This window comes from Pedobacter psychrodurus (assembly GCF_004331735.1).
Lineage (GTDB): Bacteria > Bacteroidota > Bacteroidia > Sphingobacteriales > Sphingobacteriaceae > Pedobacter > Pedobacter psychrodurus.
The window spans coordinates 55,806-69,927 of sequence record NZ_SJSO01000017.1 but is presented as its reverse complement, the minus strand read 5'-3'; the positions used below and the strand labels follow the sequence as shown (position 1 = coordinate 69,927).

The window sequence follows — 14,122 nt, the reverse complement described above, 5'->3', positions numbered from 1 at the left end:
AATTATCGGGGTTTATATTGCGACATCCAAACATTTGCGCCACCACAATCGGGGTCGTTTATTTTATGGGCAAGCACTTCAAAATGATTAGATTCAAGCAATGATTGATATTCATCTGCATCTAAAGAAGCATGAAATAAGTTTTCCCCACCGTTCATTCCCCAAACCTCTCCTCTATCCTTTCCCGAGGTAAACAACAAAATGCCATTTGGTTTAAGGTGACGCCTAAAAATACTGAACATACCGGGCTGGTCGGCCGCGGGGAGATGAAAAAAACTGTGCCAGGCAATTATCGCATCGAATTTTTCATCTAAGTCTAGCTTACGCATATCTTTCAGCATAAACCGTGTACCAGGAAAATTTAGCTTAGCTATTTCGAGCATCTGCTCACTGGCATCGATTCCTAAAACTTTTACATTTTGACTGATCAGATATTCCATTATAGGCTTTCCACTACCGCAGCCTAAATCTAAAATACTTGCATTTGGAGGCAACTTTTTGAGTAAATCGTCCATATAGGTTCTCTCCTCTAAACCAGCATAACGGTTTTCGGCAAACCATTTACCCATCTTATTGTAAACTTGATATACGTTTTTGCGTTCTCCTTTTTCCATATTAATTGCTTAAATTATCCGATGGCGGTGGCATCAATTTCAATTAGCATTCCATTTAAAGCCAATCGCTGTACAGGGATGAGTGTATTCACTGGAAATTTTAGATCTGGCCATATTTTAGTAGATTCTTCGATTAAGATATGATGTTTCTCCTCATCATAATCTACTACCAATGTAGTGAGCTTTGCAATATTGGCCATGGTTAAACCTTTGCTTTTTAAAGCCAAAGCTATATTTTCGAATACAATACTTAGCTGTGTTCGAAAATCGGTACTGAGTAAACCATCCATCCTACTGCCACCCTGGCCGGCAACAAATACAAGCAGGCTTTCGGCCTGAACTGAAACTAAGTGAGAATAACCATGTGAACGGGGATCGTATATCCCTTCGGGATTACTGATTTCTAGATTAGGTTTTTCCATTTGCTATAAATTAACAGGCGCTAAATTATTCGATAAGAAATAGTAAACCGTCGGTACTTTGCAATAAAAAAGCCTCCTGATCTATTAAAATCAGAAGGCTTCATTATGTCGATAAAACTAGTTACCTGTGGCTGTCCAGGTATTATTATCCGTATTCGAATCTGGTAATACCTTATTCGGGTCTAAAGTAACCGATTCAATTTCTTCAGTTGTTGGATAACGCACTAACCAGCTGGTATTTTTCATCCAAACATCAACCGGAACTTTTACGATATCCGTTTTACCGCTTTTGGTTTTAATCTGCAGGATAATTGGCATTGGCATTTTCTCCAGATTTACAACATTAATGGTGTAACCTACCAATTTATCATCTTGCTTAACGGCTTCAACACCAGCAATACCCTGATCCATTTTCCAGTTGTTTAACCACCAGCTTCTCCAGAACCAAGCTAAATCTTCACCCGCACCATTCTCCATCGAACGGAAGAAGTCAGATGGTGTTGGGTGTTTAAACGCCCAGTTTTTAATGTATAAACGGAAAGCATAATCAAAACGGTCTTCGCCTAAAATCTGATTTCTTAAAATATCAAGTCCCCATCCTGGTTTGCTATACAGGTTAACACCGATATTTCTTTCTGCCATTCCATCAGGCATCTGCATAATGTTTTCGTAAATGGGGTTACCGATAACGGCTTTACCAATTCTGTTCAAATCGGTTGGTGGAGCAGCATACTCGCCTTTGTTAAAACTACTTTTAGAAATACCGTTGATAAATGTATTAAAGCCTTCATCCATCCAACCATATTTACGTTCGTTAGAACCTACAATCATTGGGAACCAGGTATGACCAAATTCGTGGTCAATTACGCCCCATGCGCTTGCTTTTTTAGCTTTCCAGCCACAAAATACAATACCAGGATATTCCATACCACCAATATTTGTGGCTACATTAACAGCCATTGGATATGGATATTCGAACCATTTTGTAGAATAATGCTCAATGGTAGATTTTACATATTCTACCCCTCGGCCATAAGAATCAATACCGTTGCTTTCTACCGGCTGTGCAGAAACGGCTAAACCTGTTTTGCCACTTGGCAGTTTATATCTTGCGGCATCTAAAACGAATGCTTTTGATGAAGCCCAGGCCGCATCACGTGCATTGGTAATTTTAAATTTCCATGTTAGCTTATCTTTAGCCGGACGGGATTGAGGGTTGGTAACCTCTGCTTCGGTACGGATATGAACCGTAGCATCGCTGGTTTTAGCTACATTCCATCTCTTTAACTGCTCTGGTGTAAAAACTTCTGCAGGGTTTAATAATTCGCCTGATCCCATTACAATATGGCTTGCCGGTGCAGTAATGGCAAAATTAATATCGCCATACTCGCAATAAAACTCACCGCCGCCCCAATACGGCAAAGTATTCCATCCCAGCACATCGTCATAAACACACATCCGTGGAAACCACTGTGCAATGGCAAAAATTTCACCATTTTTTGTAGTTAAATGTCCTGTTCTGTCCGATCCTTCTTTTGGTACAACAAAAGAATAATCCATTTTAACAGTTACGATATCGCCATTAGCTGCCATTGGTTGTTCTAAACGGATCTGCATACGCGTATCTTCTACTAAAGAAGTGAATTTTACTGCTGCAGCTTTTTGCGAAACACTGATGTTCTGGATTTTATAACCACCATCAAATTTTTCGCCCTGGGCACCGTAACGGCTGCGGGTCGGCGTAATGGCATACCCACGTGAAGTTTCCTTGAAGGTATTCTGATCTAATTGCAGCCATAAATAGGGCAATTTATCGGGACTATTATTTTTGTAAGTAATGGTAACGGTACCAGTAACCGTGTTTTTTGTTTCGTCGAGACTCGCTGTAATGTTATAATCAACGCGGTTTTGCCAATATTTTGGTCCAGGTGCACCAATTGCAGAACGGAATTCATTCCCGTTTTGTGTATAAAATAGTGGTCCAAAGGCTTCAGCAGGGTTATAATTGCTAGCTGGCTTCGGTGTTGTAGGTTGTTGGGCTGATGCGGAAAAGGCAAAAACGCAACAAACCAAACAAAAAGTTATTAGTTTATTCAATTTCATGATAATAATAAGGTTGTAATCAGGCGGTAAATATAAAAAATAACCACATATAGATTTATATGTGGTTATAATGTTACCAATAATGGCTATAATGTAGTCAAAAAGGCTTTTTAAACTTTAATTCGATCAATATTTATTCATATCTATCAATTTTAATTTCCTTTCCTAACACTAACCGTCATGCTGAATTTATTTCAGCATCTTTCCTGAATAATAGACCCTGAAATGAATTCAGGGTGACGAGTCTTTGTTAATTCGTTTTTAATTTGGGTAGATCCTGTAGTTTTCTTTCTTGCGGGGTTAATTTTTTCCATGCTACAAAGGCAAGGGAAATATAATAAGCATAACGGTATGGCCTTTCTGCCTTTACTGTTTCTACCGAAGGACGATAAATAATCATGAAGTTTTTAAGTTCTTCGCCTTCTAGCTTGGTCATATCTGTGATGGCCTTTGCGGTAAAGTTCTCATCAATTTCTTCGAGATACATTTCCTTTTCCTCCAAATCGGCCTCTTTACGCTGCTGTCTTTTATATTTACCATAACCCAGATTTAGATTTAAACCACCAACCTTATCAGTCATACGTTTACGGTTTAGGTTTCCGCCGGTACTCAATAGTGTATATTTTTCGGCTAATGGATCTTTCGCATCTGTAACCTGACTATTCATCCGCACTGCGGTAACATCTACATCTTTTAAACTGTTCGATTTAACCGGAAGGTATATCGTTCTATTTAACAGGTTGGTTAAGTACAACGTATCGGTATGATAGCCGACAGCAGAAAACTCCAAAAGATCGCCAATATTAGCGCCAATAGCATACTTACCTTCTTTATTTGTACTGGTTGATTTTTTACTGTTCAGGTTTCTGATACTAACACCAGGCAGAGAAAGCGTTTTTTTCGAGTAATCGAAAACCGTACCTGTAGTTACCGTCTGTGCAAAAACGCTAATTGGTAAGGCAAGTAATAGAAAAATGATCAGTTTGTACATACTCAAAAGTAACTTAGTTCGACATTTTAAAGCTGCATTTAACAAACTTTAACATTAGAACAATTGAATTAGGCTAGTGTTTTTAAATAATTGTCATCATCAAATCCAATTAATATGGCTTTGCTATTTTGCTCAATAATCGGGCGTTTTATTGCGCTGGTATTTTCTTTTAAATAAGCGATTGCCAAATCTTGGTTGTCAATTTTAGCCTGTTCTTCTTTAGTTAGTTTTTTCCAGGTTAAACCTTTACGGTTTAATACAGTTTCCCAACCGAAGCTATTACACCATTCATTTAACTTTTCTGTTGTAATGCCTTTTTTCTTAAAATCATGAAATTCAAAATCAACCTGATGTGCTTTTAACCAATCGAGCGATTTTTTAACTGTATTGCAATTTGGTATTCCGTAAACGGTCATATTGAATTATTGAATGAATGAGTGAGTGATTGATTGAATGAATGAATGAATGAATGAATGAATGTAAAAGCAAAGTTAATAAACTGTTTAGCTTTATACTTAATATTTTGAAGATCGTCGTTTTTATCGTGTAACTCTTTATCAATTTTCTAAACTCAACAACAGGTGCATCATAAATATAGAACTGTCATCCTGAGCCTGTCGAAGGACCTGTTTATATATCTCGAAAGGCGTTTCGACAAGCTCAACGTGACAAATTCGAATGGAATTATAACTTATAATAAGCCTGCATAATGAAGGAGAAAACCTATCTTAAAATCCCGCAATCCTAAAAATCCTATTCGTTCGTCACATTTTTAGGCTCATCCATCACATTTTAAATATTCATGCAAATACTCTTTGTAAAATTGTAGCATAATCTAAAACAAATGGTAATTCTATCCGGCAACTCATCAACAATAAAAACCAAAAACATCAACCAGCTTGAGTTTTGGATTTCTACAACACTATATATCCTGGCATTGATCAGCATCTGTTCATCTACCATTTATAGCAGGGGCAGTTCTTATCATTTTGAAGAAAGCCAAATTGACTATAGTATAATGGCAAATTTCTTTATCCCCGAATTATTTAAGATCAGCATTTTGTATATCAGTTTTTTATTGTTCAATTTTTGCTTCATGCCGCAACTGGCGAATAAAAAAAATATCGCACTTAATATCATTCTTACCATTATAGTTACATCGTTTTCCGTTGTTGCATGGATGGTTTTTAATACCTACTCCCAAGCTTACCGATTGTTAGAATATGATAACATCGACAACGCTTACGGTATCTTTTTTGGTGAGGCATTTACATATATTTTCTTTCTCTATCTACTCTTTAATGTCTACGCATATTTTAATGAGCGGGGCCTGGAAATGTTAAATAGAATTCAATTTTTAAAAAGTTATAACAAAAATATCATTCCAGAACTTTTTACCGCTACCAGAATCTGGCTGATTACGCTGATGATTTTTGCAGCTATATTTTCTGTAAGGATAGATTACGAAATATTGATTGTTTGGCTAATTGTACCACCTGTAAATATTTTCTTTGCTTTTTGTTCTATTTATTACATCATTCCAAACCTCAGGAAGAATTTTAAAGGTTTTGGCCGGTATTTTTGGGGAAATGTAGGTTTAACCATTATTGTCTCACTGCTGCTGTTGATGGTGCTTATCCCTTTTATGCGCAATGGCGAAGTGGTACCAATTACTTTAATTTTAAACGCCATATGCTTAGTCTGCATTACTACTCCATCTGCCTGGTATATTTACAAGCATAAATTTGAAAAGCTGAGCGAAATCCAGATGCTTAAAACGGAGTTGGGCAAATCGGATGCAAACCTGAATTTCTTAAAATCACAGATCAACCCACACTTTTTGTTCAATGCTTTAAATACACTATTTGGAACAGCTTTACAGGAAAATGCAGAAAGGACCGGCGAGGGTATCCAAAAACTAGGCGATATGATGCGTTTTATGCTTCACGAAAATACACAGGATAAAATTTCTTTAACCCGGGAGGTAGAATACCTGAACAATTATATCGATTTACAAAAGCTCCGTATTTCTCGCTCTGGAGATATCAGGATCGATACCCATATTGAAGAACAGTTAAATAACTTGCAGATTACGCCGATGCTCTTGATTCCATTTATCGAAAACGCATTTAAACACGGTATCAGCCTGCAACAACCTTCGTACATTAAGATTACCTTGCAAACCAAAGAAAAAACTTTATATTTTGATGTAAGCAATAGCATTTACATCAAGGCAGATAACGACCCTGAGAAATTAAAAAGTGGCATCGGACTTGAAAATGTTAAACAACGTTTATCATTGCTTTATTATGGAAAACACGAATTAATTATCCGCGAAAGTGCCAATGAGTTTTTTGTTCATTTAACTTTGGAGTTGGATTAGTGTTACATGATTATAAGGACAGCCCCTATTTGTAAAAGCTTAGGAGCTTAAGAATAATTAATTCCATAAAAAACCATATTATTGATGTAAATATTAGAGCTGGGATAATGCAAGGATAGTTTTTTGGCGTGGTGATGAGGATATCGGCGGTTCATCATTCCCAACCCGATAGCTATCGGGTTGATTGGGAATCGTAATGCCCTAACTTTAAGATTCCCGCCTGCGCGGGAATGACGCCCGATTTTTAGAATTTATCATTTGTAATATAATGAAGAATCTTTAAAAAAGGTCATTGCATAACAAAAGACCATAAATAAAAAGAATAAACCAAAAATGATTGCCATTGCTATAGATGATGAACCAATTGCGTTAGAGATTATAAAATCGCATGCCTCAAAAGTTCCATTTGTAGCATTACAGCAAATTTTTACAGATGCTTTTTCGGCCATCAGTTACCTTCAGCACAACAAGGTTGACCTGATTTTTCTGGATATCAAAATGCCAGATATTAGTGGTATCGATTTTTTAAAAAGTTTGACCAAGCCACCCATGGTTATTTTTACCACAGCCTACACGGAGCATGCGGTACAAAGTTTTGAACTCGATGCCGTAGACTATCTGTTAAAACCCTTCTCACTTTCTCGTTTCTTAAAAGCCTGCAATAAAGCCCAAGAGCTCCTTAACTTGCGCAACCAGAAACAGGATACAAAAACGGAATACATTTTTATAAAAGATGGCTATGAACAAATTAAGGTTGAGTTAGCCGAAATTCTTTTCGTGGAAGCCTCAGGCAACTATACCCAGATACAACTAAAAGACAAACTTTTAAGCTCGAGGATTACCATTAACGATTTGGCTGAACTGTTGCCAAAAACAGATTTCATCCGGTGTCACCGGGCTTTTATTGTAGCCAAAAACAAAGTCTTCAAATTTGACCGCAGCCAAATTTGGATTGGAGAAAAAGTGATTCCTATTGGCGCAACTTATGGCGGAATTAAACTTAATTAATGCAATTTAAACCTCGCAGGTTTAACTCGGGTTTTTTAACAGTTTTATCGGCCTCGTTGAAGGCTCCGCCGTTTAAAAACCTACGAGGTTTATAATTAAAAACTAAGGTTTTACATTTACCCTTATCCCTGCAGAATGCGTAGTAAACTCTGGCGCATACATGCTTTGCAAACTGGTAATTCCATTAGAAAAATTTCCGGCATGTGTAACCCGTATTGGATACTCGAATACATAGGTTCCCTTTGGCATATAACTGATGAAGAAATTGGTTGAAGCATCTTTTGTGCTTTCGTAATAACCCAAACCATCCTGGTATTTATACCGAGAGATAACATTTACAGGCTCAAAACCCGATGAACGCATATCTTTCAAATGAATATACTCCATATTTCGATCACAATAAATTTCTATACGCACTTTCAATAAATCGCCGGGAGCTAAAATATTTGTTGCAGTTAATGGGGTCAAAATATCGCCTTTATCACTTGCTTTTTGGATAAACAACTGCTTTTTGATTTTAACACCTGTACTTGCTGTGGTTATTTTATCCAATTGCTCAAAATACTGCCAATAAAGCGCTCCCCACGCGATTGTTTTGTTGTTATTTTTAACCTGTACTTTGCCCATTTCTGGTTTAACATCAGTACCTGCAATGGTTAACTTTTGATAGCCCGTTCCAGCTTCTTTTGTGGCATTTAGCTGCTGTAAATCGGCTAGTTTTTGATTTCCGATCATAATCTCCGGCTCATTACTTTCGCTTAATAAATCGGCACCCTTCATTAACAGGGCATAACAGGCAGCAGCAGTAGCTTTAGTCGTTTTCCAATCATTTGTTTGTTTGTTCTTAAGTAACCAGATTTTCATTTCTTCTACAGCCTTAGTATCGTTGGCTACTTCATCAAAAGCCTCAATCAATAACGCCTGTGTCTCAATCGGGCTTTGGTACCACCACCAGCCCGCTTTATTCGTAGCCCAGTACATGCCCATTTCACCATGCTGCTGCGCAGTTTGATTTAACAATGTAATGATCTTTTTTGCTTCCAAATTATTGCCGTTTCTACTTAAAACCAGCGCAGTCTGCGCCAACTGATAGGTATCGAATGTTTTCCAGTTGGCGGCTAATTTTTTGAGGTAAAAATCTTTGGCTTTTGTAAAATCTACAGTTGTATTTTTTTGATCGGTATAACTTCTGGCGAAGAGGTAATGCAGTGGCAAGTAGGCAAAGCGTTTCCCTTCAACTTCATTCTTATAATTTTTTACCAATTGCCCATCCAAATAAATAATGGCTTTGTTAAGCATTACATTAAAATTAGGGTAAGCCTTTTCGTCGATCAGTTTTATTTTTTTTAACTGGCCCATCCCCAAAACAATATGCTGGGTAATGTAGCGATCTTCTTGCATACCATTAAACCAGGGAAAAGCACCATTATTAAATTGCATTTTCTCCAGCTTTTCGAAATTGTTTTTCAATTCGTAAGTCATTCTATTTAAATCGAAAAGCACAGCCAAACGTTTTTTACGCTCATTTTCGTTATCTGCATTGCGTACCCATGGTGTTTCTTCTAACAAAATTGATTTTAATTCCTGGTTTTTCTCCAGGTTAGATAAAAGTGCCTGACCGTTATTGGTATTTTGCCACTGCTCAAAAACGGTTTTAATTTTTGGTGATGCGTTAATGATCCCTGTTGCAAAACTATTGGCATAAAACCGGCTAAAAGTTTGTTCAGCACACTCATAAGGATATTCCATTAAATATGGTAGTGCCTGTACCGCGTACCAAACCGGATTTGAGGTAAACTCGAAAGTTAAACTTTGGTTGCGTAAAGTTTTTGAAGCGCCTGATTTCTCCAGTTTCTCAAAATCGAAAGTTTTAGTAGTATTACCGCGTACATTTATGGGCATACTTTCGGTAACCAACATGGCATTTGCTAAAACCGGAATGGTGTTTTCTTCTCCATCGCTAAACCTACCGCTTTGGGCCAAAACTTTATAGGTTATGGCACCAATGCCTGATGGAATAATTAATGTCCATTTTAAAACTGCATTGCCCGCATGATCAACCTCGAAAGTTTTTTCGGTTTTTTCGTTTGCCTCAAAAATTCGGATTGGTTTTGCAGTTAAGGCATCCGTAAGTTCTAAACTGGCATTGCCAACAAGTTTTTTACCGGCCAGGTTATTCAGTTTGGCACTTAATAAAATCGTATCTCCTTCCCTGAAAAAACGAGGGGCATTTATGGCAATAGCCAATTGCTTTTGCGTAACCAGCTCATTGGTGATGGATGTTGTTTTTAAATCTTTAGTATGCGCAAAACCCATCATCTTATATCGGGTTAAACTTTGGGGTATGGTAAACTCGATCTTGATTTCGCCTTTGGCATCTGTTAACAACTGCGGATAAAAGAATGCAAGCTCGTTGAAGTTAGTACGTGCGGTAATATTTGTTTTTTTGTTTTTAAGTGACTCCACTTCCTGACGTAGTGTTGCTGACTTATCTTCACCAGCCATTGCAAAGAGCATTGTATCTGCAGATCTACTGCCATAAATAGCATCTGTAGCCAAGCCAGCTGCCTTCCCTTTCAAGCTCGATACACCTCTAATTTGTATTGCCGCTGCAGACATGGTTTCTTTTCTCTGCGCACCATAACCCGCGACCACTACTTCATTCAAAGCATTTCCATCTTCTTTGAGGGTTACATCAATACGCTTTTTAGCTCCTACTTTTATAGCATGGTTTTTAAAGCCTAAATAAGCAAAATTCAATGTCTCCCCTACTTTAGCATCAATAGTATAAATTCCAAAAACATTAGTAGTGGTTACTATTTTGCCAAATTTCACCTGTACGCCTGGTAATGTCTCTCCCTGACTATCGAATACCACTCCATAGGTTAATTTGCCATTAGCCAACTCAGCTAATTTCTGAATAGCCTCAGGAGATAAGCCTCTTTTTTTTGGTCTTTTTAAATTGTTGATGTAATTGTGGTAACTATAGTTGTACCCGCCATAATAATTGTAACCAAATAAATTCAGGCTTTCATAACCACGTGTAACCACTGCATAATTCCGATTATTCCTTAAAAACCATAAATAACTTGGATTTGTGATATCATTGGTATTAAAATTCCAGTTGTAATAATAGTAGTTAAAGCCTGTTGGTAGATGCGTATTCCAATCCATTCTTTTCAGATTATCTAAACTTGCATCGTAAAGCGTAGCCACCATTTCGGCCATCTGCTTCTCACCATTTTTATTACTGATCTGCAGCTTCCAACTTTCCTTTTCTCCAGGTTGTAGTTTATCTCTAAAAGTTAAAAATTTAATATTCAATTCTTTTTCAGGTTCAATAATTTTAACCTGCTGCATCGAATTGTAAACCGTACCTTGATGTATCATGGTAAATTGTACGGCGAAACCATCTTCGTAATTTGCCTGTGGTTTAATTTTAACTATGCTTTGTTTAGGCAATAGGTTGATCCAAACTTTTTCGGCAATACTGTTACGATAATAAACTTCGTAATAAGCTTTACTGTTATTGGCCAAACCAGCCAAACGAAAAACAGCACTTTCAGTTGGTTTTATTACGCTTACTTCAGGTGCAATCCATTCGACATTCGACTGTATTACAGCAGGCTGATCGTTATAAACCACTAAATACTTGTCAACTTTAATGGTATCTTTCTGTTCGTTTACAGCCAACAGGCTTATTTTATAACAGCCTGGCTTTAGGGTCTTTTGATTAAAGGTTAGGTTTCCACGCCCATGATCAATAGAGAGGTTTTGTTTCAGTTCTACCGATTTTACAGGCCATTTGGCTATTTCGAGTTCATTATTATAATCCTCATCCGGAAAATTCTTAATAAACTCTTCCTTGCTCATTGCATGGTTTTCGGCATAAAAAGGACTCTTGTTCATTAACCTCGGTGGCGATTGTAACAAACTCCATTCTGCTTTAACATTAGCTTTTATAGGCTCGTTGTTTAAATTGGTTATCCAAAACGGGATGCTATCTGTTTTATTACTTACATAAATAACCTGCTCTGTGCTAATATTAAGATTAATATCTTTTTGCCCTACATTGATGCTGGTACTTTTCGTTCTGGTTTCGCCGTTTAAATCGGTTATATCAGCTACAATTTCATAACTGTAATTTTGCCTGATATCGGTAGCTTTTGCAAAAAAGGTAATCTCGAATTTTCCACCTGTCTTGGTATTTGTTTTTCCAATGGCAATCTGTTTCCTTTCAGAATATATACTTGAACCATAAATAGCACTACGTTGGGCAAATGTTAAGCGAATCTCATCCATTACTCTACGAAAAACTTTATAATTTATTTTCGCATTGTTTACTGAATATCCAGAAAAAGCACTGGCTTTACCTTCTACTTTAATACTATCGTTCAATTTGTATTTTTGGTTGGGCTTATCAAAAACAATCTCAAAAGTTGGGCGTTTATATTCCTCAACCTGTACGCTAATGCTTCCATAATCAGTTTCGATCTCCATATTGCCGTTTAGCTTTCCCATTGGAATACTAAAGGAGCCTTGAAAAGTACCATAATCATTACTGGTAACATTTTTTGTTGCTATTTCCTTACCATTGGCATCATTAAAAAAAACCTCAAGTACCTTATTTACCACAATTTTATTTTTGCCCTTTTCAGATTTCAAGAACAGGCCTTTATAATAAATGGTTTGTCCCGGGCGATAGATCGGCCTATCAATAAAAAGAATTACGCGTTCTTTATCCTCCTCATCCTGATAGTTATTATAATTATTGACGTTTAATTTCAATTCATCTTTCCCGAGGCTAACCACCGCGTATGACATGTTCCTATCAGTTTCATTTGTGCTGGCATAACCTTTATCGTTAGTGGTAATTAAAGCGCCATCAATAAATTTTCGGGTATTGTAATCATATCGCCGTTGTTGAATTTTGACATTTTTTAAAGGTGCTCCATCACTAAGTTGATTCACAAAATATTCATGTTTTTCGATATTGCGCCTGTTAATTACCGCCATCGCTGTAACCTTAAAGTCGACGTTGCTGTAAACGCTATCTTTTTGTTTGTGGTTAATGGTTTGGGCAATCAAGGTATAAGCACCAAGTGCTAAACCATCTATTTTATCAATTAAAGTATGGGTTTGGTAGTCGCCTGTTTTTGGTATAATTACAGTCCACTGCTTTATTATTTTATTTTTAGTGAAAAAAGTCAAAAAATCTGCCTTGCTTTTAAATTGCTGGTACTCAACCTGAAAATCAGGGGATTTAAATAACCTAAGTTGTATGGTATCAGCATTTTTGTACGATAAGTGCAGCTGTATAGGTTTATCCGGCAGAACATACCCCTTGGTTTTAATTGATAATTCACTGCTTTCTATCTGCTCAATTAAATTCCTGGCATTTTGTGCACCAATACTTTTTGGATAAGCATCAACGGCTTTTTCGGCTAAGGCTATAGCTTTAATCAGGTTCTGTTTATTGGTATCAATTGGTAAAGTTGCATTTTTATGCATGTTAGCCTGTTCGTATAAAATATCAGTATAAACTTCCGTTTGCATGCTTTGCTCGGCTAACCGGTTTAATGCGTTATAATACAAGTCTTGGTTATCGCCATTAAAATTTTGTTGCACAAACTTTAGCCGTTTTAAATCAACATCGGCCAGTGCAGATAAATTATTCCTGTTTTGATGAAATTTGATCAGGTTTCTAAACAATTGCAAAGCTTGCGGTTTAAACAATGTGCTATCTTTCGGTAGTTCCATGGCTAAAAAACCTTGTCTGTTGCCAAACCAAGCAGCATCACTCATATCAACTAAATCATCGTCATATTGTGTAAGGTTAATTTGTGTATTGCTAAAAACATCGATGGCCCTGTGTGCAAGTAGGTCATACAGCGTTGGTCTGTAACTCCGGTTATTTTTATCACCTGCTAAAACAGCATCCAAAACATCAACTTTGGTTTGTTGCAAAAGTTGAACTTCGTTTAATGATAACAGATAGTATTTTACCGTTTCATCGCTCAGTTTTTTAATGCTCCATGTTTTAATATCATTACCCATATCGCCTTGCACTTGTGTGCGCTGACTAATCTGCCACCTATTTTGTTGCAAATAATTCCAATAAGTTTCGGCTAAAAGTGATTGTAGAATGCTTTTTTCGGGCTGTTTGGCATTGGTAATATCTTCACGCAGATTAATCAAGATTTTATCAAAGGCATTCTCTTCCAAATAACCTTGAAACATCATTCTATAAATAACCGATTTGATCAGTAATTGGGCATTACGATCTTGGTGTGCCTGTTTATTTATTTTTTCGATCAAAGCCAAAGCATCCTTAGGTTTGCCCTGGTTCGCAATAGAATCAATCCGATAAAAATCTGCCAGGGTATATTTATGCTGCGCAGCCGCATCGAACGAAAACCAAAGGATGAAAAGTAATAAAGTGGAAAAGCGTAAAGATAAGTTCATAAAATAGCTTTGAGTTTTAATAGAGATGGGACAAATACTAAAATTCCATAAGAGGTTAATATTTTATCTGATTATTATACGAATCTAATTATTAATACATTAAATGTTACAAGCCGCAAACATTAACGTTTTTAAC

Annotated in this window: 8 protein-coding genes; 2 read left to right on the top strand and 6 right to left on the bottom strand. The window is 36.8% G+C overall.

Annotated features, from left to right (window positions below):
* Positions 1–2 precede the first annotated feature (2 nt).
* The 5 genes from EZ456_RS18110 to EZ456_RS18090 all read right to left on the bottom strand — a co-directional run bounded on the left by EZ456_RS18110 (position 3) and on the right by EZ456_RS18090 (position 4,546).
* Positions 3–614, bottom strand: a complete 612-nt coding sequence (locus tag EZ456_RS18110) for a class I SAM-dependent methyltransferase (RefSeq protein ID WP_131532588.1) — start codon at positions 612–614, stop codon at positions 3–5.
* Positions 615–628: 14 nt separating this feature from the next.
* The gene (locus tag EZ456_RS18105; RefSeq protein ID WP_131532586.1) at positions 629–1,036 is read right to left on the bottom strand and encodes a RidA family protein; all 408 of its coding nucleotides are present in this window, start codon (positions 1,034–1,036) and stop codon (positions 629–631) included.
* A gap of 117 nt (positions 1,037–1,153) precedes the next feature.
* Positions 1,154–3,139: a M1 family metallopeptidase gene (locus tag EZ456_RS18100; RefSeq protein ID WP_131532584.1), complete on the bottom strand. Its 1,986-nt coding sequence runs from the start codon at positions 3,137–3,139 to the stop codon at positions 1,154–1,156.
* A gap of 250 nt (positions 3,140–3,389) precedes the next feature.
* Positions 3,390–4,130, bottom strand: coding sequence for a carboxypeptidase-like regulatory domain-containing protein (locus EZ456_RS18095; protein ID WP_131532582.1), 741 nt, complete (start codon positions 4,128–4,130; stop codon positions 3,390–3,392).
* 68 nt (positions 4,131–4,198) lie between these two features.
* Positions 4,199–4,546, bottom strand: a complete 348-nt coding sequence (locus EZ456_RS18090) for a Spx/MgsR family RNA polymerase-binding regulatory protein (RefSeq protein ID WP_131532580.1) — start codon at positions 4,544–4,546, stop codon at positions 4,199–4,201.
* Positions 4,547–4,974: 428 nt separating this feature from the next.
* On the opposite strand from EZ456_RS18090, the gene EZ456_RS18085 reads away from it, so the two are divergent.
* Both EZ456_RS18085 and EZ456_RS18080 read left to right on the top strand, forming a co-directional pair.
* The gene (locus tag EZ456_RS18085) at positions 4,975–6,513 is read left to right on the top strand and encodes a sensor histidine kinase (RefSeq protein ID WP_131532578.1); all 1,539 of its coding nucleotides are present in this window, start codon (positions 4,975–4,977) and stop codon (positions 6,511–6,513) included.
* A 333-nt stretch (positions 6,514–6,846) separates the two neighbouring features.
* Positions 6,847–7,521 carry a LytR/AlgR family response regulator transcription factor gene (locus EZ456_RS18080; RefSeq protein WP_131532576.1) on the top strand — a complete coding sequence of 225 codons (675 nt, stop codon included), beginning with the start codon at positions 6,847–6,849 and terminating at the stop codon, positions 7,519–7,521.
* A 102-nt stretch (positions 7,522–7,623) separates the two neighbouring features.
* On the opposite strand, the gene EZ456_RS18075 is transcribed toward EZ456_RS18080, so the two are convergent.
* The gene (locus EZ456_RS18075) at positions 7,624–13,986 is read right to left on the bottom strand and encodes an alpha-2-macroglobulin family protein (protein ID WP_131532574.1); all 6,363 of its coding nucleotides are present in this window, start codon (positions 13,984–13,986) and stop codon (positions 7,624–7,626) included.
* Between the last annotated feature and the right edge of the window lie 136 nt (positions 13,987–14,122).